Source organism: Dechloromonas sp. HYN0024, from assembly GCF_003441615.1.
Taxonomy (GTDB): domain Bacteria; phylum Pseudomonadota; class Gammaproteobacteria; order Burkholderiales; family Rhodocyclaceae; genus Azonexus.
This window is the reverse complement of sequence record NZ_CP031842.1, coordinates 1,372,214-1,394,699: the sequence shown is the minus strand read 5'-3', so window position 1 is coordinate 1,394,699 and position 22,486 is coordinate 1,372,214. Positions and strand designations below refer to the sequence as shown.

Genomic DNA, 22,486 nt, shown 5'->3' with positions numbered 1-22,486 from the left:
CCCGAAAGGCATCGGTCGTGCGCCTGTTCTACACCGATGTCTTTGTTTTGCCCCTCCCTACCGGGCATCGTTTTCCCATGGAAAAATATTCCCGGCTGCGCGAGTCCCTGCTGGCGAGCGGCCAGTTCAGCCCGGCCGATTTCCATCTGCCGCACGCCGCCAGCGATGCAGAACTGGCCCGCGCCCACGACCCGGCCTACATCGATGCGGTCAGCCACGGGCGACTCGACGCCGCAGCGCAAAAACAGATCGGCTTCCCGTGGAGTGCCGGCATGGTCGAACGCTCCCGTCGCTCGGCCGGCGCCACCATTGGTGCTTGCCGGGCGGCACTGGAAGACGGCGTATCGGCGAATCTGGCCGGCGGTACGCACCATGCGTTTGGTGACCACGGCGAGGGCTTCTGTGTTTTCAATGACGCCGCCGTCGCCGCCCGCGCCATGCAGGCTGAAGGCCGGGTTGAACGGGTTCTGATCGTCGATTGCGACGTCCATCAGGGCAATGGCACGGCCAGCATCCTGCGCGACGACGACAGTATTTTCACCTTCTCCATCCACGGCGCACGCAATTTCCCCTTCACCAAGGAAACCAGCAATCTCGATATCGAGTTGCCTGACAGTTGTTCCGATGAGGCCTATCTGCAACAACTGGAACCGGGCCTGGATATCGCCTTCGACCTCGCCCGCCCCGACCTCGTCATCTATCTGGCCGGTGCCGATCCTTACCAGGATGACCGGTTGGGTCGCCTTGGTCTGAGTTTTTCCGGTTTGGCCGAGCGAGACCGTCTGGTTTTTGAAAAATCCCGTGAAATCAAAAGCCCAGTGGCCATCGCCATGGCCGGTGGCTATGCCCGAAAGATAGAAGATACCGTCAGCATTCATTGCCAGACCATCCTTCTGGCGAAATCTCTCCTGACGGCATAAGCTGTGAAAAAGCAGGGGATATTCAAAGAACGCAATGCAAAAATTGCTGGCCCGGTTCGACTTTCGCTCGCTACAGGTGCGCATCACCATCGGCGTGCTCCTGCTTGGCCTGTTTGTATTGTGGAGCGCGTTCTTTGCCTTGGGCCACACCCTGCGCCGCGACATGGAATCGACCATTTCGGCGCAACAGTTTTCGACCGTCTCGTTGATTGCCGGGGAACTCGACCGCTCCATCCGTGAGCGCCAGCAGATCATCAGGACCATCGCCCAAGGTTATCGCACCAGTCGTCTGAATATCTCTCTGGAGGCACAGGATTCGCTCGAGCGTCACCCTGTTCCCGAGAGCATTTTCAACTGGGGTGTAATCGTCATTGATCGCCGTGGGGTGGCCGTCGCGAGCATCCCGGCCAGACTCAAGCGTACCGGGGTCGATTTTCACGAATACCCGGGCATCAAAAAAGCACTTGGCGGCGTTGGTGATGTGATCACCGATCCTCTCTTCAGCGAACATAGTCAGCAGCCTGTCTTCGCCATCATCTCGCCCATCCTCGACGATAACCAACAAGTCATGGGCCTGGTCGTCGGCGTCACCAATCTCAGCCAGCCGAGTTTCCTCGATCAGATTGGCGCCACGAAATACGGGATGACCGGCGACTTTCTGATCACCGCCCCGACAACCCGCACCTACGTCGTGGCTTCCGACCGGCGCCGCCTGCTCAAGAGCGGCCCGCCGCGCGGCATCAATCCGGTCTACGACAGCTATATCGATGGCTACGAAGGCTCCGGGCTGGCCCGCAGTTCGCGCGGCGTTCTCGAACTTTCCTCAAGCAAGCGGATTCCGGCTACGGGCTGGCTGATGCAATCGGTCCTCCCCGCGTCTGAAGCCTTCGCGCCGATCGATGCCGTCGAGCGGCACCTCATCATGGTCTCGTCGGGGCTGACCCTGCTCCTCGCCATCCTCTGCTGGTGGTGGCTGCGACGACAGTTCAGGCCGCTAGCCGAAGCCTCTAAGATGCTGGCCCAAATGCGCCAGGGAGAGGTTCCCCGACAAGCGCTCCCGATACACAAAAACGATGAAATCGGACAACTGGTGACGGCCTTCAACGGACTCCAGGAAGTGATCATTGCCGAGGAAGCGAAGTCAGCGGAAAACGCCGCCAACAAGCGACTGCGCCAGATTGTCTCGGAAGTGCCCGGCCTCGTCTTCGAGTACCGCCTGTATGCCGATGGCCACGGTGGTTTTCTCTTTGCCAGCGATGCCATCGCCACCCTGTATGGGGTTACCCTGGACGATGTCCGCGACAGCACCGACATCTTGCGCGAGATGGTGCACCCTGACGACTATAGCGATTACATCAATTCACTGAATACAGCGGCGCAGAACCTGACCCCATGGCGGCTTCAATACCGGATCTGCATCGATGGACAGATCAAGTGGCTGCTGATTCGGGCGGTTCCTGAAGCGACCGTCAACCACAGCATCACATTCTGCGGTTTCGTGGCCGACATCACCGATATCAAGGCGATGGAGGGTGAGTTGCGCGAGGCGCTCAACGAACATCAGCGCAAGGATGCCGAAATCGCCGTGTACCGCGACCACCTCGAACAACTGGTGGAGGTGCGCACAGCCGACCTCGAAGCAGCGCGCGCCGATGCCATGCGGCTGGCCATGGCCAAGAGCGAATTTCTGGCCAAGATGAGCCATGAAATCCGCACGCCGCTCAACGGCGTCCTCGGCATGACCCACATTGGGCTACGTGCCACGGAAGATGGCAGCAAGGCCCATGATGCCCTGGTCAAGATCCAGCATTCCGGCAATCTCCTGCTCGGCATCATCAACGACATTCTTGATTTCTCGAAGATGGAAGCTGGCATGCTGAGGATTGAGGCCCTGCCCGTTGACCTCAAAGTCATCCTCGAAGAAACCGTTGAAATGATGCAGGAACGGGCCAGCGGCAAAGATCTGGAACTGCGCCTGGTGATCGCCAGCAACCTGCCCGCCCTGTGCCGCAGCGACCCGCTGCGCCTTCGCCAGATCTTGCTCAACCTGCTCTCCAATGGGGTGAAATTCACCAGCAGTGGCACGGTTAGCCTGGAAGCCGACCTGGACGGCGAGCAGTTGCGTTTTCGCATTATCGACACCGGTATCGGCATTTCGCCGGAGCAGATGGGCAACATCTTCAACCCCTTCGTCCAGGGTGACAACTCGACCACCCGACGCTTTGGCGGCTCCGGCCTCGGGCTGGCGATCACCGACCACCTCGTTGAATTGATGCAGGGCACGATCAGCGTGGACAGCACGCCCAACCTTGGCAGTTGCTTCACCGTACGCCTGCCCTACACGCCCGTCGAGCCCTCGGGCGACCAACCGCCGGATACGGCAGAGACAACGTGGTCGGAGAAACCGCTGGCCGGCCTGCGCCTGCTGGTCGTTGAAGATGTCGACATCAATCGCGACATCATGGGTGAAATCCTGGGCGACGCGGGGGCCGAACCCAGCTTTGCCGTCGATGGGGCACTGGCTGTCGAGGCGGTCGCCCGACACGGCGCAAACGCCTACGATGCCGTACTGATGGATATCCAGATGCCGGTCATGGGCGGTATTGAAGCCACCCGCGCCATTCTCCGGCTGGCCCCCGATCTACCGGTCATTGGCCAGACTGCCCATGCCATGATCGAAGAACAAAGCACCTGCCTGTCCGCCGGGATGGTCGACCTGATTACCAAACCGATTGATCCGGACGCGCTGGTCGCGGTTATTCTCAGACATGTCAAAGGCCCAAGCAGCGATAGAATCACGTCATGAACCCGAACCCGCTGTACCTGACGTCAAGCCTGCGCCGCCTTGAAGCGGCCCACGCTGCCGAGGATCTGATGGAACGCGCTGGCGCTGCCACTGCCGACTGGGCGGCGACACTGGCCAGCGTGCAGAGCCGGCCGATCCTGATCTTGGCCGGGCCGGGCAATAACGGCGGTGACGCCTTTGTAGCGGCCCGCTTGCTGCGTCAGCGCTTCTTCGACGTGCGCGTCGTCTTCATGGCCGACCCGGGCAAGCTGCCCGCCGATGCCGCCGCTGCCTACCGCCACTTTATTGACGCGGGCGGGAGGACGGTCGGCAGCATTCCCGACGACACCCACTGGTCGCTGATCATCGATGGCTTGTTTGGCATTGGCCTGACCCGCGCACCGGACGGCAACTACGCCCAATGGATCGCCACCGCCAACCATTTGGCCCGGCGTGACAACTGCCCGCTACTGGCGCTCGACTGCCCATCCGGACTCAATGCCGATACCGGCACCTGTTTCGCACCGTGCATTCAGGCCAGCCACACCATTACTTTCATCGCCGGCAAGCCCGGCCTGCTGACGGCGGATGGTCCGGATTGCTGCGGTGAAATCCAAATTACTGGTCTGGAACTGACACCGGTCGACGAATTGCCAGCCGACGGCTACATCGTTTCCCTGACTGATTTCGCAATCCGCCTCAAAACCCGCACGCGCAACACGCACAAGGGCAGTTTTGGCAGCGCCGGCATCCTTGGCGGGGCTAGGAGCATGGTCGGTGCCGCCCTCCTGGCCGGGCGCGCCGCTCTCAAACTGGGGGCCGGGCGCGTCTATCTCGGCCTACTCGATGCCGAGGGTCCAAGCGTCGACCTGGGGGCTCCGGAGCTGATGATACGTTCGGCCGAAACGCTGCTCGGCACTGACCTTCAGGCACTCGCCTGCGGCCCCGGGCTGGGTTGCTCGGCGGCGGCGCAAGGTCTCCTTGAACAATCACTGAAAACCTCGCTCCCGCTCGTCCTCGACGCTGACGCCCTCAACCTTCTGGCTGCCGACCGCCGCTTGGAAAGCCAGTTGGTACAACGCGACGCACCGGCCATCATGACCCCGCACCCGGCCGAAGCGGCCCGCTTGCTAAGTTGTTCGGTCGGCGACATCCAGAGCGACCGGATACAGGCCGCCCGCCATCTGGCCAGCCGCTATCACTGCAACATCGCCCTGAAGGGCTGTGGCACCGTGATTGCCAGCACCGACGGCCGCTTCTGGATAAATTCCAGCGGCAATCCGGGCATGGCCACAGCCGGCATGGGCGACGTCCTGAGCGGCCTGGTCACGGCCCTCCTCGCCCAGAACTGGCCGCCCGAAATGGCCCTGCTGGCCGGCGTTCATCTCCATGGTGCGGCGGCCGATCGCCTCGTTGGACAAGGTATTGGGCCGGTCGGCCTGACCGCCAGCGAAGTCGTCGATGCGGCACGTCATCTCTTCAATGACTGGGTAATCGGCCAGCGCAGCCTGTAAAATCGGCCCCCTCAACCGTTTTCTCACTCCCGCAATGACCATCGAATTCGACTTTCCACTTTCCGCTGAAATTGCCCGCAACGTTGACGCCGCCCTCGCCGAGGATGTCGGCGCTGGCGACCTGACCGCCAGCCTCGTTCCCGGCGAACGCCAGGTCCGGGCCACGGTGATCTGCCGCGAACCCGGCGTACTGTGTGGCCGGGCATGGTTCGATCTGTGCGTTGCCCGCCTCGATCCAGACGCCCGCATCACCTGGCATGCGGCCGACGGCGAGCGGATCGTGGCCAATCAGCTACTGTGCGAAATCGACGGCAATGGCCGCGCCCTGCTCACCGCCGAGCGCAGCGCCCTGAATTTCCTCCAACTGCTCTCGGCTGTAGCCAGCAAGGCCCGGATTTACGCCGACGCCATCGCCGGTACCCGGGCGCAGGTGGTCGACACCCGCAAAACCCTGCCCGGCCTGCGCATCGCCCAGAAATACGCAGTTCGCGCCGGCGGTGGCGGCAACCATCGCCTGGCCCTGTGGGACGCCATCCTGATCAAGGAAAACCACATTCACGCCGCCGGCGGCATTGCCCAGGCGATGGCAGCGGCGCAAAAAGTGGCAGCCGGCGCAGCTGATCGCTGCAAATTCATCCAGGTTGAAGTGGAAAATCTTGATGAGCTGGATCAGGCGCTCAAGGCCGGCGCCACCATGATCCTGCTCGACAATTTTGACAACGACCTGCTCCGCCAGGCCGTCGCCGTCAACGCCGACCGTGCCGTTCTCGAAGCGTCTGGGAATGTCACGCTGGATACCCTGCGTGGCATAGCCGAAACGGGAGTAGACCGGATTTCAATCGGTGCCCTGACCAAGGACGTCAAGGCACTTGATCTGTCGATGCGCTTTGTCGGCTAGAATTTTGCACGGATTGCCGCCATAATCGCGACTCGACGATCCAACTATACTCAGGGGAATTAGATGCTGTTTGCGCTGTTTTACGTCGTCGCCATTTTGATTCTGGTGCTGCATTTCACCGGTTTCCTGGCCCGGCGCAATCTCGAGTGGCTGGTCCTCGTGCTGGCAGTGGCCGTTTTCCCGGCCGTCATTTACCTTTAGTCAGGGCTTGCGAGCCACAAGGTCGATCAAGGCTGATCGACCGATGTGCGCCGACCCTTCGGCAATGCTGTCTTCGTGATCGTGGAGCGAAATGATCTCCCAGTCGGCGAAGATTTCCCGCAGCATCTCGTCGGTATAGAGATTTTCCACGGCTGACGGCCCGCCCGTCTTGAATTCCAGCTGTTTCGGGGTATAGCCCTGCAGGAACAGCAGGCCGCCCGATTTGACCGCCTGCTTCATCCCGGCCAATTGACGCGGCCTCTCCGCCGGTGTTGCGAACTGGATGAAGATGCCAACCACGGCATCGTACGCATCCTGCGGCCAGTCCCAGTTCAAAATATCGGCTTCAACGAAGCTGACCTCGACATTGCGACCGCGCGCCAGCTTTGCTGCCTTTTCCAGCGCCACCGGGGAAATCTCGGTCGCCGTCACCTGACAGCCCTGCTCGGCCAGCCAGACCGCATTGCGGCCCTCGCCATCGGCGACCGACAGAACGCTCATGCCAGCCCCGAAGTACGCCTCCTGCGCAGCAAGAAAGCGATTCGGGGCGGTGCCGAACAGGTAGTCGTCGCCCGCATCACGATAGCGGGCTGACCAGAAGGCTTCGTGGTCGAAACTCACACGTGCTCGACGACGAACTGCTTGATGGCAGTGACATCAGGCGCCATGACCACGACCCGCTGCGGCAGGTTCTCGATACCGGCCAGATCGGCCGGGCGAACCGGCTCGGTGCCCAGCGCCTCGCGGATGGTTTCCTCGAACTTGGCCGGTTGGGCCGTTTCAAGAACGATCATCGGCACGTTCGGCAGGCGATGTTCAAGCGCCACCTTGAGGCCATCGGCGGTGTGCGTATCAAGCATCACGTTGTAGCACCCCTGAGCGAAGCGGATCGTGTTGATGCGGTCGAGATGGGAACTCTTGCCCGACACGAAAGCGAATTTCGGCATGTCCTTCCAGTAATCGGTCGCCGACAGATCGAAGGCTTCGCCCTTGTCGACCTTGGCCCACAGCGCCTTGACCACAGAGGGATCGCGACCGACCAGATCGAAAATGAAACGCTCGAAATTGGAGGCTTTGGAAATATCCATCGAGGGACTGGAGGTAATGCTGGTCTGGGCGGCGGTGCGCGGACGATAGACGCCGGTGCGGAAAAACTCGTCGAGCACGTCATTTTCGTTGGTGGCGAGCACCAGGCGGGCGATGGGCAGGCCCATCTGGCGGGCGATGTGGCCGGCGCAGATATTGCCGAAATTGCCCGAAGGCACGGCGAAAGCGACCTGCTCGTCATTCGATTTCGTGGCCAGGAAATAGCCCTGGAAGTAATAGACGACCTGGGCTGCAACCCGTGCCCAGTTGATCGAATTGACCGCGCCGATCTTGTACTTGGCCTTGAAATCGGCGTCGTTGGAAACCGCCTTGACGATGTCCTGCGCGTCGTCAAAAAGGCCAGTGACGGCGATGTTGAAAATATTGGCATCCTGCAGCGAATACATCTGGGCGCGCTGGAAGGCGCTCATCTTGCCGTCCGGCGAGAGCATGAAGACCTTGACGTTGTGCTTGCCGCGCATGGCGTACTCGGCCGCCGAGCCGGTGTCGCCGGAGGTAGCGCCGAGAATGTTGATCGACTCTTTCCGCTGGTCGAGTACGTATTCGAACAGGTTGCCGAGCAACTGCATGGCCATGTCCTTGAAGGCCAGGGTCGGGCCATTCGACAGTTCCTGCGTATACAGGCCATCTTCGAGCTTGGTCAGCGGCGTGATCTGGGCCGCATTGCCACCGTTACGGGTGTGGCAATAGACCTGGGCCGTGTAGGTCTTGGCGACCAGCGCCTTGAGATCGGCGGCCGGGATGTCGGTAATGAAGCGGGAAAGGATTTCGTAGGCCAGGTCGGCATACGACAGATGACGCCAGGCATCAAGTTCGGCCCGGCTGATCTGCGGGTAGCTTTCCGGCAGGTAAAGGCCGCCATCGGGCGCCAGGCCACCGAGCAGAATGTCGCAGAAAGACTGGGGCACGGCATGGCCGCGGGTCGAAAGATAGCGCATGGCAAAAACCTGAAAGGCGAAAAGCCGTGATTTTACCGCGTCGACCGCGCCACGAACACGGCTTGCAACACGCCAATGACAAACAGTGCCATGCCGAATGCTGCCAATGCGCCACCCAGCACATCCAGTCCGCTCAACATGGCCAGTGCCGCCGACAGAAAAAGCCCTGCCCGCTCCGCCCCGGAGGCCGCGAGTTTTCGCCGCATGAGCAGACGCTCCGGCGAAAGCGGGCCAGGCCAGCGCCACACCGGCAGGAGCTGACTCAGCGCCCCACTCACCAAAGGCAGCAGGAAGCCTGCCCCCCATGCCAGTAGGGATGGCCGTGTCGCAATCAGCCCGGCACCATGCAGCAAACCGGCGGCCAGGGTCACCATCAAACCGATGACTGCGGCCAGCAGCGATGCCGTGACGCCATCACGGAACAACGGCCAGAGGCCAAAGCGGCGACTCCATTGGCCGAGCAGACCAAGCCCGGCGACCAGCATGAGCGCCGTACCGGGGGCGGCAAAGGGCCAGGCGATGGCGGCACCAGTCGCCACCATGAGGGCACCGGAGGTCACCAGCCACAAGCGACGGCGCAACCAGCTCCCGGCTTCGGGGTCAGCCTGTCCGAGGGCGGTTGGCAACAGCACTGGCAAAGTGCCCAGTGCGGCAAGACCAACCAGGCCCAGGGTATTGAGATGCAGATGGAAAATCCGCAACACCCGCCAATAGGAGGGCCAGAACGGTATCAGAAGGATGGCCATGAGGGCCAGCATCAGGCAGCCAAGGGCTGTCGCGTACCAACGCCAGCCGGGATGTGGCGAACCGAGCGCGGCGCGGGCCCGACGCGCGATCCAGTTGAGCAGGATGGCGGCGAACAAGAGATCGGCCGCAGCCGCCAGATAGACGCCACCATAGGGCAGCCAGCCCTGCATCGCCGCTACTGCCAGCAATCCGCTGATCTGGGCCGCCATAGGCAACTGTGCCAGACGCCGATCCGGCTCGCCGGTACGCGTGAGCACTGGAACAAAATGCATCATGGCGGCAAATATCAGCGGCACGATGCCGACGGCAAAGGCCAGATGCGCGACCGCCAACGGCGAGCCCCATCCGCTCAGCGCCAGAACGGCGCTGCACAGCAGCGAAAGCAGGGTCAGGCTCGCCGTGACAATCACTCAGCCAACCACAGAAAAATCGATGACGATGGCACCTGCTTCACGCTGCTGGTATTCGATGCTGAGATGAGCGCCATAACGGGCCTGCAACTGGGCGAGCAGCGGCAAGGGATCGTGGTCGTTGCAGAAACGCATGGTTTCACCGACCTGCAGCGCATCGAGTGCCCCAAAAATGGCGGCATGACGGAAACGCTTGGCAATACCACGGGCATCGAAGGGATAGAGAGCCTCAGCGGTCGGACGATCGCAGGAATGAACAGGGTGAATGGTTTGCATATGAGCTCCATGATAGGCATGCCGGGATGGCAATCGAAGCCGATTCTGCCCCGCCGCCTTCGCCATTTCCTTGATCCTGATCGGAATAATGCCCAGCCGGTCGTTGCTTCCACGCGAAAAAACAGGACGAGCGGTCACGGCCGTGAGTTCCTGGCCTGCTCCAGCGCCTGCCGGATTTGCCCTGGATCATTGGTCCGCAAGCCGTCCACCAGCGCCCGCGATGCATCGCGCCGCTCCGCCGCATAGCGGGTCAGGTTTTCTGCCGTTTGGGCGGAGGGCAGATTGGCATCCTGCGGCAAGGCGGAAAGCGCCTCAAAACTGTGTTCATAACGCTCGGTCACCACCGACTCGATGACATCGGCCATTTCTGCAAACGATGCGCCGCTCCTTCGCCCTTGCTGCAAAATACTTTCCCAGGCACGACTGATCGACGCATCTTCCGCCAGAAACAGGCCAATCTCCTCGCGCATCAGCCGCTCATCGCTCCACCGATAGGCCCGCTGCGGCAAGTTGGCGACGATGCCGCCGAGCAGTGCTGCAAGCACCAGTCCGGCCGCCCATCTGGCCGGTTGCGGCAGCGCGGTGGCGTGACCCTCCGGCTTGACCAGCACCCCCATCAGGAGGCCGGCAACCAGTCCGCCCAAATGGGCCGAATTATCGATGCCGGGAACCAGAAGACCGAAAGCGATGGTGGCCACGGTAAAGCCGATGGCCGCCCAGAACAGCCAGCGAAATTCGCCCGGATGAATCTGCGTCCGCTCCAGCCAGAGATAAGCCAGCAAGGCCCCATAGAGCCCGAAAATGGCACCCGATGCGCCACCCGACACCGCCTGCCCGGCATGTACCACCAGCGACAGCAGGTTGCCGGACAGTCCGGCAACAAAGAAAATCAGCACAAACCGCAGGTGGCCGACCATACGCTCGACCCACTGGCCGGCATCCCACAGCGCCCACATGTTCAAGACCAGATGCAGCACACCGAAATGAAGAAACAGTGCGCTGACGAGACGCCACCACTCACCGTCCTGGGTGGCCGGCCCAAAATTCGCGCCCCAGGCCAGTTGAACCCCGTTCTGGGCATGCCACAGGCCGGCTCCGCCAAACAACATGGCAGCGAACACAAGAACGTTGGCGACCAGCAGCAGCGGCGTGATCCGCAAACTCGGCAAGCGCTGGCGCAACTGATCGTGAAGCGTGGGCATGGGGGGAGAAGATAACGGCAACAATGGGGTGAAGGCTTCGATTATGCGCGTCAATCGAGTCGCCATTCAGAAGTGAATTGCCACGACGGCTAAAGTCCGCCCATTTACCCTCGGGCCAATCAGGCCTGCGCTAACTGCCGGTCAGCCAACACTGATCTTGCCGAAAAATCCGCTGGTGCCCTGCCCTCGACCAGCCGCGTCCACAAAAAACGGGAGCCGCTGGCTCCCGTTTCGGTGAATCGTTAATTGCCCTTACTGCAGTTCTTCAAGACGGATGCGCTTGACCTTGCCCTTCTGGGCGGACAGGGCTTCGATCTTGGCAATGGCTGCGTCGGCGGCGCTTTCCTTACAGACGTGGGTAAGGATGATGATATCCGTCTCGCCTTCGCCCTCTTCCGGCTCACGCTGCAGCATGGCGTCGATGGAGATCCCCTGGTCGGCCAGGATGCGGGTGACGTCGGCGAGGACGCCCGGCTTGTCCTCAACACGCAGACGCAGGTAGTAACCGGTCTCGACTTCGCTCATCGGCAGGATCGGCAGGTTGGACATGGCGTCCGGCTGGAAGGCCAGGTGCGGCACGCGGTGGGCGGCATCGGCGGTGGCCAGGCGGGTGACATCGACGAGGTCGGCGATGACCGCAGAAGCGGTCGGCTCGGCGCCGGCGCCCTTGCCGTAGTACATCGTGGCACCGACGGCGTCGCCCTTGACCAGAACGGCGTTCATGGCGCCTTCGACGTTGGCGATCAGGCGCTTGGCCGGGATCAGGGTCGGATGCACGCGCAGTTCGATACCCTTTTCGCGGCGCTTGGCGATACCGAGCAGCTTGATCCGGTAGCCGAGCTGTTCGGCATACTTGATGTCAGAGGCTTCGAGCTTGGTGATGCCTTCGATGTAGGCCTTGTCGAACTGCACCGGGATACCGAAAGCGATGGAAGCGATCAGCGTTGCCTTGTGCGCAGCGTCGACGCCTTCGATATCGAAGGTAGGGTCGGCTTCGGCATAACCGAGGCGCTGGGCTTCCTTGAGCACGTCGTCGAAGGACAGGCCCTTGTCACGCATTTCGGAGAGAATGAAGTTGGTGGTGCCGTTGATGATGCCGGCAGCCCATTCGATGCGGTTGGCGCTCAGGCCTTCGCGCAGCGCCTTGATGACCGGAATGCCACCGGCGACGGCAGCCTCGAAGGCAACCATGACGCCCTTTTCCTGGGCGGCACTGAAAATCTCGGTGCCATGCACGGCGAGCAGCGCCTTATTGGCGGTAACGACATGCTTGCCCTTGGCGATGGCCTGCATGACCACTTCCTTGGCCACGCCATAGCCGCCGATCAGTTCGACAATGATGTCGATATCCGGATCGTTGACCAGCGAGAAAGCGTCGTCGGTCACGCGGGCAGTACCGCCCGTAACCTGTTTGGCCAGTTCGACGTTCTTGTCGGCCACGGCAGTAATCCGGATCGGACGCCCGGCACGACGGGTGATTTCTTCTTCGTTACGCTTCAGAACGGTCCAGGTGCCACCGCCGACGGTGCCGATGCCGATAAGGCCAACATTGATAGGTTTCATTTTAGTGGTTAGTTGTTAGTGGTTAGTTATTAGCAATCAGGGGTCAGGGGGTGCCAGCGACAAGCGACCAGCAACTCCCGACTAGTTGGTTCCGTGACGTTTGCGATAGTTCTCGAGGAAACGGGCAATACGGGCGATGGCTTCGCGCAGGTCATCCTCATGCGGCAGGAAGACCAGGCGGAAGTGATCCGGATGCGGCCAGTTGAAGCCCGAACCCTGAACCAGCAGGACTTTTTCTTCCTGCAGCAGTTCACTGATGAATTGCTGGTCGTTCTTGATCGGATAAACCGCAGGATCGAGCTTCGGGAACATGTATAGCGCCGCCTTCGGCTTGACGCAGCTGACCCCCGGAATGGCGGTAATCAACTCGTGCGCAATATCGCGCTGGCGACGCAGGCGACCGCCTTCCTTGATCAGGTCATCGATGCTCTGGTAGCCGCCGAGCGCCGTCTGGATACCATGCTGACCGGGTGCATTGGCGCACAGGCGCATCGAGGCCAGCATATCGAGACCCTCGATGTAGTCCTTGGCATGGCGCTTGTCACCGGACACCACCATCCAGCCGGCCCGGTAGCCACAGGAACGATAGTTCTTCGACAGGCCATTGAAGGTGATCATCAGGACATCTTCGGCCAGCGAGGCAATCGATGTGTGCTTTACGCCGTCGTACAGCACCTTGTCGTATACCTCGTCGGCATAGATGGTGAGGTGATGCTTGCGGGCAATGTCGATAATTTCGTGCAGGATATCGTCCGGATACAGCGCCCCGGTCGGATTATTGGGATTGATGATGACAATCGCCTTGGTATTGCTGTTGATCTTGCTGCGAATATCGTCGAGATCGGGCAGCCAGCCCTTGCTTTCATCACACAGATAATGCTTCGGCGTACCGCCGGAGAGGCTCACTGCAGCCGTCCACAGCGGGTAATCCGGTGCCGGTACCAGCACTTCATCGCCAGCATCAAGCAGGGCATTCATCGCCATGACGATGAGTTCGGAGACGCCGTTACCGACGTAGATATCCTCCAGTGTCACCCCTTTGATATCTTTCTGCTGGGTGTAGTGCATGATTGCCTTGCGCGCCGCAAAAATGCCCTTGGAGTCGGTGTAGCCGGCCGCATTGGGCAGGTTGCGGATCATGTCCTGCTGGATTTCCTCAGGCGAATCAAAGCCGAACGCGGCCAGATTGCCGATGTTCAGCTTGATGATCTTGTGACCTTCCTCTTCCATCTGCTTGGCTTTTTGCAGCACAGGGCCGCGAATGTCGTAGCAGACGTTGGCGAGTTTGGCGGACTTTTTGACGTGTTTCATGGGACTCTTCCAGCGTGACAACGCATGGCCCGCAGGGGCCAAAGGTATAATCCTACTTTATCGCATGGTGCACCGCAATTTTGGCGGACTTTTCGGACTGATCGCGCAGTGAAACTTCACATTTCCAATACCGCCGGACTCAATCTTTTCACCGCCTACGGCGACGATTATGTGGCCGTAAACCACGAAAAGTACGCCACCAACCTGATCCTGCTCCCCGAGTCGGTCATCCCGGAATGGACCAGCGCCAGCGTCGGTACCCTGACCGAGGCCGACATGCAGAAGCTTCTTGAACTCGGCACCGAGATCATCCTGCTCGGCACCGGAAGCCGCCTGCGCTTTCCCCCAAGCGCCCTGCTCCGTCCCTTTGCCCCGGCCGGCATCGGGCTTGACGTGATGGATCTGCAGGCCGCCTGCCGTACCTACAACATCCTCGCCGCCGAAGGCCGCAAGGTTGCTGCCGCGCTGCTCTTCGACTAATCAGCACAACGGCGCGTTTTCAATGCATTTTTGAGCCAGCCAAAGAAATAGCTGGGTTAGCTACCCGACAGCCCCTTGCGAATATTTTTCCCGTAAACGAAAAAGGCCAATCCGAAGATTGGCCTAACTCGTTGATTCTCTTGGTCGGGGCGGCGGGATTCGAACTCGCGACCCCTTGCACCCCATGCAAGTGCGCTACCAGGCTGCGCTACGCCCCGACAAGCCCGCCATTATACCCAAAAACACTGGGATTCAAAGCTGCAACATCTCAATAATGGACTTTAGTTCACCACGCAGGCCGCCCGGCATCTGACCTGCCTCCGGCAAGTTGACGGCAGCAACCTCGACGGCACCGCCCTCGTCGAGGCGATTGCGCGCACCGCTGATGGTAAAGCCCTGATTATAAAGAAGCTCGCGAATTCGCCGCACAAGCAGAACTTCGTGATGCTGGTAATAGCGACGATTGCCACGCCGTTTGACCGGCTTGAGCTGGTTGAATTCCTGCTCCCAGTAGCGCAGCACATGCGGCTTTACGCCACACAATTCACTCACTTCACCGATGGTGAAGTAGCGTTTGGCGGGGATCGGCGGCAGTTCTTCGCCGCCCGGTGCTTTATGCCGCGGTTCCATCGAAGGCTAGCTCAACGTCGGACTTCAGCTTTTGGCTGGCATGAAAGGTCACAACGCGGCGCGCCGTGATGGGGATTTCCTGACCGGTTTTCGGGTTACGACCCGGACGTTGCGGTTTGTCCCGCAACTGGAAATTGCCAAAGCCTGATAGCTTGACGCCATCACCGGTTTCCAGGGAATTGCGGATTTCTTCGAAAAAAGCTTCGACCATGTCTTTGGCCTCACGCTTGTTGAGACCTACTCTTTCGAAAAGCAGGTCCGCGAGTTCAGCTTTGGTTAGCGTCATCGTTATTATTTCCGTCAGGCACGCAGTTGAGCACCGAATGCCTGTTCGAAACAGGACACCAGTTGCTGCATCGCAGCATCAACTTCCGAATCTTGCAAAGTGCGTTGAGTATCTTGCATAACTATGCGGAACGCAAGGCTTTTTTTGTTTTCAGGCACGCCTTTTCCGACGTAAACATCGAACAGCTGAATGTCCTGAATGAGGCTGGAAACCTGCCCTTTGAGGCCGTCGATAAGTGTCTGCAAAGCCAGCCCCTGATCAACGACAATCGCCAGGTCGCGAATGACCGGCGGGAACTTGGAGACCTCGGCATAGGCAGGGACCTGCACGGCCTTGACGGCATCAAAATCGAGTTCGAAGACGACCGGTGCCAGAGGCAGGTCGTATTTCTGCACCCACTCGGGATGCAACTCACCGAGACAGCCGATGTCACGTCCGTCCACCAGAATGCGCGCCGCGCGACCCGGATGCAGAGCCGGATGGACGAGCTTTTCGAAACGCGGTTGGGCCGGGGACAGCATGGCTTCCAGATCACCCTTGACGTCAAAGAAATCCACCTTGCGCGCCGCGCTGCCCCAGCCTTCCGGCAAGGCGCCACCGTAGGCGAGCCCGGACAGCCTCCATGACTGGACGAACCCAGGCACTGGTGTTCCGGCCGTACTCCGCAGGAAGGCACGCCCCGTTTCAAACAGACGGACACGGTTCTGTTTGCGCTTGAGATTGGTAACGAGATTGGCGATCAGGCCGCCAAACAGGGTCGAGCGCATGACCGCCATCTGGCTGGCAATCGGATTGGCCAGACGGATCAGGTCGGCTTCTTCCATCTTCGCGGCAAAATCGGCTTCCCAGGCTTGTTCGACGAAAGCAAAATTGACCACTTCCTGATAGCCACGGTCGACCAGCAACTGGCGAACCCGCGTTGCCGGGCGTCGGGCTTCCGGCTGCACCATCATTTTCAGGTTGCCGCGCGGAGCCGGGGCCGGGATGTTGTCATAGCCGTGCAAACGGGCAATTTCCTCGATCAGGTCTTCTTCGATCTCGATGTCGAAGCGCCAGGTCGGCGGCGTCACCAGGAAATCATCGCCCTCTCGCACAAACGGCAGGGCCAGCCCATTGAACAGGGCGGCAATCTGCTCAACGGTAAATGCCATACCGATCACGGCACAGGCCCGTGCCGTGCGCAGACGAACTGGCGGGCGCGCCGGCAGTTCGGCCTTCGCTTCGACCACCGGACCAGCGGCACCGCCGCAGATATCAATGATCAGTTGGGTGGCGCGTTCAATGGCGCGGCGGGTGCCGCCAAAATCGACACCACGCTCGAAGCGATGCGAGGCATCCGAGCCGAAGCCGTAGCGACGTGCCCGTCCGGCAATCGCTTTCGGGGCAAAGAAGGCAGATTCGAGGAATAACTCAGTGGTTTCCAGCGTGATGCCGCTCTCTTCGCCACCCATGATGCCGGCCATGGCCAATGCCTTGGCATCGTCAGCGATAACCAGAATGTCAGCGTCGATGGCGATGGTCTGCTCGTTAAGGAGCAGCAGCTTTTCTTCCGGCAGGGCCATGCGGGCATGGACTGCACCTTGCAGCCTGGTATTGTCGAAAGCATGCAGCGGCTGCCCGAGTTCGAGCATGACGTAATTGGTGACGTCGACCAGCGCCGAAATCGAGCGAATACCGCTGCGCTCAAGGCGGCGCTTCATCCATTCAGGCGTCGGCGCCTTGGCGTTAACGCCCTTGAGGACGCGACCGAAATAGAGCGGACAGGCGGCCGGGGCATCAAGCAAGACCGCACGCTGGTCGGCGATGCTTGCCGGAACTTCCGGCACTTCGATCAACCGGACCTGGGCACCGGCTATGGCCGCTACTTCACGCGCCACGCCACTCAGGGAGAGACAGTCAGCGCGATTCGGCGTCAGTTTGAGCTCGAACTGGTTGTCGTCGAGATCGAGATATTGGCGAATGGACTGACCGACCGGTGCATCGGCCGGCAGAATGAGCAGACCAGAAGCTTCTTCAGCAATGCCGAGTTCCTTGGCCGAACAGAGCATGCCGGAGGATTCAATGCCGCGAACCTTGGCGATCTTGATGGTGAAATCACCCGGCAACTGAGCGCCCGGCAGGGCGCACGGCACACGCAGGCCGACAGCAACATTCGGCGCACCGCAGACGATGGTGGTCGGCTCACCGCGCCCCGTATCGACCTTGCAGACGTTCAGACGATCGGCATCCGGGTGCTTTACGACTTCCAGCACGTGGGCGACGACCACATCGTTGAATCGGGGAGCGACTGGCTCCAGACCCTCGACTTCAAGGCCGGCCATGGTCAGCAGATGGGACAGTTCTTCGCTCGTCAGCGTGGTATCAACCAGCGTACGCAGCCAGGATTCAGAGAATTTCATGCGAATTGCCTCAGGAAACGGAGGTCGCCTTCAAAGAAGAGGCGCAGGTCATTGACGCCATAACGCAGCATGGTCAGGCGGTCCTGACCGAAGCCGAAGGCGAAGCCGGTGTATTTTTCTGGGTCGATGCCGGCAATGCGCAGCACATCGGGATGCACCATGCCGCAACCGGCGATTTCCAGCCAGCGGCCTTTGAGCGGGCCGTTCATGAAGGCGACGTCGATTTCGGCCGAGGGCTCGGTGAAGGGGAAGAAGGACGGACGGAAGCGAACCGTGAGGTCGTCGGTCTCGAAAAAGCTCTTCAGGAAATCGGCAATGACGCCCTTGAGATCGGCAAAGGAAACACCCTCGCCCACCCACAGACCTTCGACCTGATTGAACATCGGCGAATGGGTCGCATCGGAATCGACGCGATAGACGCGGCCCGGCGCGATGATGCGGATTTCGGGCATTTTTTCCAGGTGGCCATGCTGGGCGACGTGTGCCTGCATGTAACGGGCCTGGATCGGGCTGGTGTGGGTGCGCAGCAGCACCTTGTCAGCCACCGTGCCGTCCGGATTCTGCAGATAAAAGGTGTCGTGCATGGAACGCGCCGGATGATCCTCGGGCGTGTTCATGGCCGTGAAATTAAAAAAGTCTTCCTCGATTTCGGGGCCGTCGGCCACATCGAAACCAATCGAACGGAACAAGGATTCAATACGTTCCAGCGTGCGCGTCACCGGATGCAAGCCACCGCGCGCTTCAGCGCGACCGGGCAGCGTGACATCGAGTGCTTCTTCGGCCAGGCGGGCTTCGAGGGCCGCCTTGCGAATGGCTTCACGGCGCTCATTAAGTGCCGACTCAACGGCCGTCTTGGCGACGTTGATCGCGGCACCGGCCGTTTTCTTCTCTTCCGGCGGCAATTTGCCCAGGCCCTTGAGAAGTTCGGTGATCTGCCCACTCTTGCCAAGGAAACGGGCTTTTACCTGTTCCAGCGCATCGGGGTCAGAAATGGCAGCAAAAGCCGACCGCGCTTCGCTAACGATTTGATCAAGATTGTCCATAGACGTCCACCTACAAAACCACCAACAAAACGCACGTTTCAGTGAAAGCTGATGTCGGCCTAGCCGACGTGAGGCCGCAAAGCGGCGGCCGAAACTAAAAAAGGAGGCTTGCGCCTCCTTTTTTTAATTACGCTTTCGCTCAGGCGCCGAGCTGTGCCTTGGCCTGGGCGGCCAGTGCGGCAAAAGCCGGCTGATCGAAGACGGCCAGATCGGCCAGGACCTTGCGGTCAACTTCGATATTGGCCTTCTTCAGACCGTTCATGAAGGTGCTGTACTTCATGCCCAGCTCACGAGCTGCGGCATTGATACGGGCGATCCACAGGGAACGGAACTGACGCTTGCGTTGACGACGGTCACGGTACTGGTATTGACCGGCCTTCATCACCGCCTGCTTGGCGATGCGATATACGTTCTTGCGACGACCGCGGTAACCCTTGGCCTGAACGAGAATCTTCTTGTGACGCGCGCGCGCCGTTACACCACGTTTAACTCTAGGCATCTTCTATCTCCTTATGCGTAGGGCATCATGGCGCGGACGGATGCTGTATCGCGCGCGTTAACTTCAACGGAACCGCGCAGATGGCGTTTCACCTTGGTGGTCTTCTTGGTCAGAATGTGACGCTTGAAGGCTTGACCGCGCTTGATGGAACCACCAGCGCGAATCGAGAAACGCTTTTTGGCGCTGCTCTTGGTCTTCATTTTGGGCATTGGATGCTCCTTAATGACATGCCGTCAGGTGGCTCCCACTACGGGAACGCTTCAACTACCCGAAAGCACTTCTTGTTAGCTGCCAGTAATCAGCTATTAGCCAAAAACCAGCAACTCGCTGCTACAACTTCTGCTACTACTTCTTCTTGGCCGGCCCGATGATCATGATCATCTGACGGCCTTCCATTTTCGGCATCTGCTCGACTGCACCGACTTCGTCGAGGTCTGCCTTGATCCGTTCCAACTGGCGCATGCCGAATTCCTGATGCGCCATTTCGCGGCCCCGGAAGCGTAGGGTCACTTTGACCTTGTCGCCTTCTTCCAGGAAACGCGTCATGTTCCTGAGCTTGATCTGGTAGTCGTTTTCGTCGGTACCCGGGCGCAGTTTGATTTCCTTGACCTGGACCTGCTTCTGCTTCAACTTGGCTTCGTGAGCCCGCTTCTGTTCCTGGTACTTGAACTTGCCGTAGTCCATGATGCGGCAGACCGGCGGCTTCGCAGTCGGGGCGATCTCAACCAGATCAACGCCCGCTTCTTCCGCCATGTGCAAGGCTTCGCGAATGCTGACGATGCCAAGCTGTTCACCTTCTGCACCCTGGAGACGAATCTCCGGAACCGTGATTTCTTCGTTGAGGCGATGCGCCTTGTTCTGAGCTATGGTAAAACCCCCGAAAACAACAAAAATTAAGCCGTGCCACTCCGCGCGGCAACTTCATTCTGAAGATGCCTGATCAGATCATCCACGGACATCTGTCCGAGATCCTGACCACCGCGAGTACGCACGGCCACTAGTCCGTCCGCTTTTTCCTTATCGCCCACAACGAGCTGATAAGGCAGCCGGTTCAAGCTATGTTCCCGAATTTTATAGGTAATTTTCTCGTTACGCAAATCCGACTCGGCCCGGAAGCCTGCCAGATGCAGCTTTTGCGCAACATCGGCGGCGTAATCGGCCTGTTTTTCGGAAATATTGAGGACCACCACCTGTACCGGCGCCAGCCACAGCGGCAACGCGCCCGAGAAGTTTTCGATCAGGATGCCGATGAAACGCTCCAGTGAACCAAGGATGGCCCGGTGCAGCATGACCGGCACCTTGCGCGTATCGTCGGCCCCGACATATTCGGCACCAAGACGGCCCGGCATCGAGAAGTCGACCTGGATGGTGCCGCACTGCCAGGAGCGGCCGATGGCGTCGCGGATGTGGAATTCGATCTTCGGACCATAAAAGGCCCCCTCGCCCGGCAGTTCCGTCCATTCCAGACCGGAAGCCCGCAGACCCTGACGCAATGCAGCCTCAGCCTGATCCCAGACCTCGTCCGAACCGACACGTCCATCCGGGCGCAAGGCCAGCTTGATCGCCACATCGTTGAAGCCGAAATCAGCGTAGACCTTCTTGACCAATGCATTGAAGGCCGTCACTTCAGCCTCGATCTGGTCTTCGGTACAGAAGATGTGACCATCATCCTGGACGAAACCGCGCACACGCATCAGGCCGTGCAATGCACCAGCCGGCTCATTGCGGTGGCAGGAACCGAATTCGCCGTAACGCAGCGGCAGTTCGCGGTAGGAACGGAGGCCGGCATTGAAGACCTGGACATGACCCGGACAGTTCATCGGCTTGACCGCGTAATCGCGATTTTCAGAAGCCGTCGTGAACATGTTGTCCTTGTAGTGCTCCCAGTGCCCCGACTTTTCCCACAGGGTCTTGTCGAGAATCTGCGGGCAGCGCACTTCCTGGTAGCCGTTGTTGCGATACACGGCGCGCATATAGCCTTCGATTTCTTGCCAGATTGCCCAACCCTTGGGGTGCCAGAAGACGAGGCCCGGCGCTTCATCCTGCATGTGGAAGAGGTCGAACTGCTTGCCGAGGCGACGGTGATCGCGCTTCTCTGCTTCTTCCAGCATGTGCAGATAGGCCTCGAGATCTTCCTTCTTGGCCCAGGCCGTGCCGTAGATGCGCTGCAACTGCTCGTTGCGATGGTCGCCACGCCAGTAGGCGCCGGCCACCTTCATCAGCTTGAAGACCTTGAGCTTGGCCGTGGTCGGCACGTGCGGGCCGCGGCAGAGGTCAATGAAATCGCCTTCGCGGTAGAGCGACACCTGCTGGTCGGCCGGGATGGCGCCGATCAGTTCGGCCTTGTACTTCTCGCCGAGGTCGAGGAAGAACTTGACCGCATCGTCACGCGCCCACACTTCGCGGGTCACCGGGATGTCCTTCTTGGCCAGTTCAGCCATGCGCTTTTCGATGGCCGCCAGATCGTCCGGCGTAAACGGGCGCTTGTAGGCAAAGTCGTAATAGAAGCCGTTTTCGATGACCGGACCAATGGTGACCTGGGCTTCCGGGAACAGTTCCTTGACGGCATAGGCGAGCAGGTGGGCGGTCGAGTGACGGATCAGTTCCAGCCCTTCGGGATCGCGTTCGGTGATGATCGCCAGATCGACATTTTTTTCGATCAAATACGAGGTATCGACCAGATTGCCATCGACCTTGCCGGCCAGCGCCGCACGGGCCAGCCCGGCGCCGATGCTGGCCGCCACTTCGGTGATTGTTACCGGCTGTTCAAAAGAGCGGATGGAACCATCGGGCAGTTTGATATCAGGCATGGCAAATCTCTAGGCGAAAAAAAAGTGCGGGGGTGAGCCGCACTTTTTTGGTCAAACGAAGGCTGACTCGATTAGTGTTTCTGAACTGCAGTGCAAGTTCGGAAAATCATCAAATTCAGCTCCGTCAGGAATTTTGGTAGGCGGTATTGGAATCGAACCAACGACCTCCACGATGTCAACGTGGCGCTCTAACCAACTGAGCTAACCGCCTAAAGAAGCGCGCATTATATAGACGTAGAAGCCGATGTCAACAGCCCTTCGCGTTTTTTTGAGAAGTCTTTTCAGAAGACAAGTACACTTGCCGCCCATGCATTGGAGAAACTCATGAACGAAGGCTGGATTATTTTCGGCATCTGCCTGATCGTCGTCCTCGGTGGCGCCCTGCCGCTGATCCGGCCGCCGCGTAATGACGCGCCCCCGCCACCGCCCAAGGAAACCCTGCGCGACTGGCGCAGCGAAGAATAAGG

General features: G+C 60.0%; 22 protein-coding genes and 2 tRNA genes. 7 read left to right on the top strand and 17 right to left on the bottom strand.

Annotated elements, in window-relative coordinates:
* Positions 1-17: 17 nt before the first annotated feature.
* From HYN24_RS06575 to HYN24_RS15805, 5 genes are all read left to right on the top strand, one after another.
* A complete protein-coding gene (locus HYN24_RS06575; protein ID WP_117608501.1) occupies positions 18-920 on the top strand; it encodes a histone deacetylase in 903 nt (300 codons plus the stop codon).
* Positions 921-954: 34 nt separating this feature from the next.
* Entirely contained in the window at positions 955-3,726 is a 2,772-nt protein-coding gene (locus HYN24_RS06570) for an ATP-binding protein (RefSeq protein ID WP_117608500.1), read from the top strand.
* Complete coding sequence (locus tag HYN24_RS06565) at positions 3,723-5,219, top strand: NAD(P)H-hydrate dehydratase (protein WP_117608499.1); 1,497 nt, start codon at positions 3,723-3,725, stop codon at positions 5,217-5,219. The genes HYN24_RS06570 and HYN24_RS06565 overlap by 4 nt, the downstream gene beginning before the upstream one ends.
* Positions 5,220-5,253: 34 nt before the next feature.
* On the top strand, positions 5,254-6,117 hold the full coding sequence (nadC, locus tag HYN24_RS06560) for a carboxylating nicotinate-nucleotide diphosphorylase (RefSeq protein WP_117608498.1): 864 nt from the start codon (positions 5,254-5,256) through the stop codon (positions 6,115-6,117).
* 63 nt (positions 6,118-6,180) lie between these two features.
* The gene (locus HYN24_RS15805) at positions 6,181-6,318 is read left to right on the top strand and encodes a hypothetical protein (protein WP_162888622.1); all 138 of its coding nucleotides are present in this window, start codon (positions 6,181-6,183) and stop codon (positions 6,316-6,318) included.
* Here the strand turns inward: HYN24_RS15805 and HYN24_RS06555 are convergent, their stop codons facing one another.
* From HYN24_RS06555 to HYN24_RS06525, 7 genes are all read right to left on the bottom strand, one after another.
* On the bottom strand, positions 6,319-6,939 hold the full coding sequence (locus HYN24_RS06555) for a cyclopropane-fatty-acyl-phospholipid synthase family protein (protein ID WP_117608497.1): 621 nt from the start codon (positions 6,937-6,939) through the stop codon (positions 6,319-6,321).
* Positions 6,936-8,363, bottom strand: coding sequence for a threonine synthase (gene thrC, locus HYN24_RS06550; RefSeq protein ID WP_117608496.1), 1,428 nt, complete (start codon positions 8,361-8,363; stop codon positions 6,936-6,938). The genes HYN24_RS06555 and thrC overlap by 4 nt, the downstream gene beginning before the upstream one ends.
* 32 nt (positions 8,364-8,395) lie before the next feature.
* Positions 8,396-9,520: a hypothetical protein gene (locus tag HYN24_RS06545; RefSeq protein ID WP_117608495.1), complete on the bottom strand. Its 1,125-nt coding sequence runs from the start codon at positions 9,518-9,520 to the stop codon at positions 8,396-8,398.
* On the bottom strand, positions 9,521-9,796 hold the full coding sequence (locus HYN24_RS06540) for a DUF2249 domain-containing protein (protein ID WP_117608494.1): 276 nt from the start codon (positions 9,794-9,796) through the stop codon (positions 9,521-9,523). It abuts the gene before it with no gap.
* A gap of 134 nt (positions 9,797-9,930) precedes the next feature.
* Complete coding sequence (locus tag HYN24_RS06535) at positions 9,931-11,052, bottom strand: rhomboid family intramembrane serine protease (protein ID WP_240327749.1); 1,122 nt, start codon at positions 11,050-11,052, stop codon at positions 9,931-9,933.
* A gap of 198 nt (positions 11,053-11,250) precedes the next feature.
* Positions 11,251-12,561 carry a homoserine dehydrogenase gene (locus tag HYN24_RS06530; RefSeq protein ID WP_117608492.1) on the bottom strand — a complete coding sequence of 437 codons (1,311 nt, stop codon included), beginning with the start codon at positions 12,559-12,561 and terminating at the stop codon, positions 11,251-11,253.
* A gap of 81 nt (positions 12,562-12,642) precedes the next feature.
* A complete protein-coding gene (locus HYN24_RS06525) occupies positions 12,643-13,872 on the bottom strand; it encodes a pyridoxal phosphate-dependent aminotransferase (RefSeq protein WP_117608491.1) in 1,230 nt (409 codons plus the stop codon).
* A gap of 108 nt (positions 13,873-13,980) precedes the next feature.
* Here HYN24_RS06525 and HYN24_RS06520 point away from each other — a divergent pair, with 108 nt between their 5' ends.
* Entirely contained in the window at positions 13,981-14,352 is a 372-nt protein-coding gene (locus HYN24_RS06520) for an Mth938-like domain-containing protein (RefSeq protein ID WP_117608490.1), read from the top strand.
* Positions 14,353-14,493: 141 nt separating this feature from the next.
* Here HYN24_RS06520 and HYN24_RS06515 read toward each other — a convergent pair.
* The 10 genes from HYN24_RS06515 to HYN24_RS06470 all read right to left on the bottom strand — a co-directional run bounded on the left by HYN24_RS06515 (position 14,494) and on the right by HYN24_RS06470 (position 22,230).
* A tRNA-Pro gene (locus tag HYN24_RS06515) sits at positions 14,494-14,570 on the bottom strand.
* Positions 14,571-14,604: 34 nt separating this feature from the next.
* Entirely contained in the window at positions 14,605-14,982 is a 378-nt protein-coding gene (locus HYN24_RS06510; RefSeq protein WP_117608489.1) for a MerR family transcriptional regulator, read from the bottom strand.
* On the bottom strand, positions 14,966-15,274 hold the full coding sequence (locus HYN24_RS06505; RefSeq protein ID WP_205421478.1) for an integration host factor subunit alpha: 309 nt from the start codon (positions 15,272-15,274) through the stop codon (positions 14,966-14,968). Before HYN24_RS06505 ends, HYN24_RS06510 begins: the two co-directional genes overlap by 17 nt.
* An 8-nt stretch (positions 15,275-15,282) precedes the next feature.
* Positions 15,283-17,667 carry a phenylalanine--tRNA ligase subunit beta gene (pheT, locus tag HYN24_RS06500; RefSeq protein WP_117608487.1) on the bottom strand — a complete coding sequence of 795 codons (2,385 nt, stop codon included), beginning with the start codon at positions 17,665-17,667 and terminating at the stop codon, positions 15,283-15,285.
* Positions 17,664-18,710 carry a phenylalanine--tRNA ligase subunit alpha gene (gene pheS, locus HYN24_RS06495; RefSeq protein ID WP_117608486.1) on the bottom strand — a complete coding sequence of 349 codons (1,047 nt, stop codon included), beginning with the start codon at positions 18,708-18,710 and terminating at the stop codon, positions 17,664-17,666. Before pheS ends, pheT begins: the two co-directional genes overlap by 4 nt.
* Before the next feature lie 139 nt (positions 18,711-18,849).
* Positions 18,850-19,209, bottom strand: coding sequence for a 50S ribosomal protein L20 (rplT, locus tag HYN24_RS06490; protein ID WP_117608485.1), 360 nt, complete (start codon positions 19,207-19,209; stop codon positions 18,850-18,852).
* Positions 19,210-19,220: 11 nt separating this feature from the next.
* On the bottom strand, positions 19,221-19,418 hold the full coding sequence (gene rpmI, locus HYN24_RS06485; protein WP_117608484.1) for a 50S ribosomal protein L35: 198 nt from the start codon (positions 19,416-19,418) through the stop codon (positions 19,221-19,223).
* Positions 19,419-19,554: 136 nt separating this feature from the next.
* A complete protein-coding gene (gene infC, locus HYN24_RS06480) occupies positions 19,555-20,076 on the bottom strand; it encodes a translation initiation factor IF-3 (protein ID WP_117608483.1) in 522 nt (173 codons plus the stop codon).
* A gap of 26 nt (positions 20,077-20,102) precedes the next feature.
* A complete protein-coding gene (gene thrS, locus HYN24_RS06475) occupies positions 20,103-22,019 on the bottom strand; it encodes a threonine--tRNA ligase (protein ID WP_117608482.1) in 1,917 nt (638 codons plus the stop codon).
* Positions 22,020-22,153: 134 nt separating this feature from the next.
* Positions 22,154-22,230 (bottom strand) — tRNA-Val (locus HYN24_RS06470).
* A gap of 113 nt (positions 22,231-22,343) precedes the next feature.
* Here HYN24_RS06470 and HYN24_RS15800 point away from each other — a divergent pair.
* Positions 22,344-22,484: a hypothetical protein gene (locus HYN24_RS15800; RefSeq protein ID WP_162888621.1), complete on the top strand. Its 141-nt coding sequence runs from the start codon at positions 22,344-22,346 to the stop codon at positions 22,482-22,484.
* Positions 22,485-22,486: the final 2 nt, after the last annotated feature.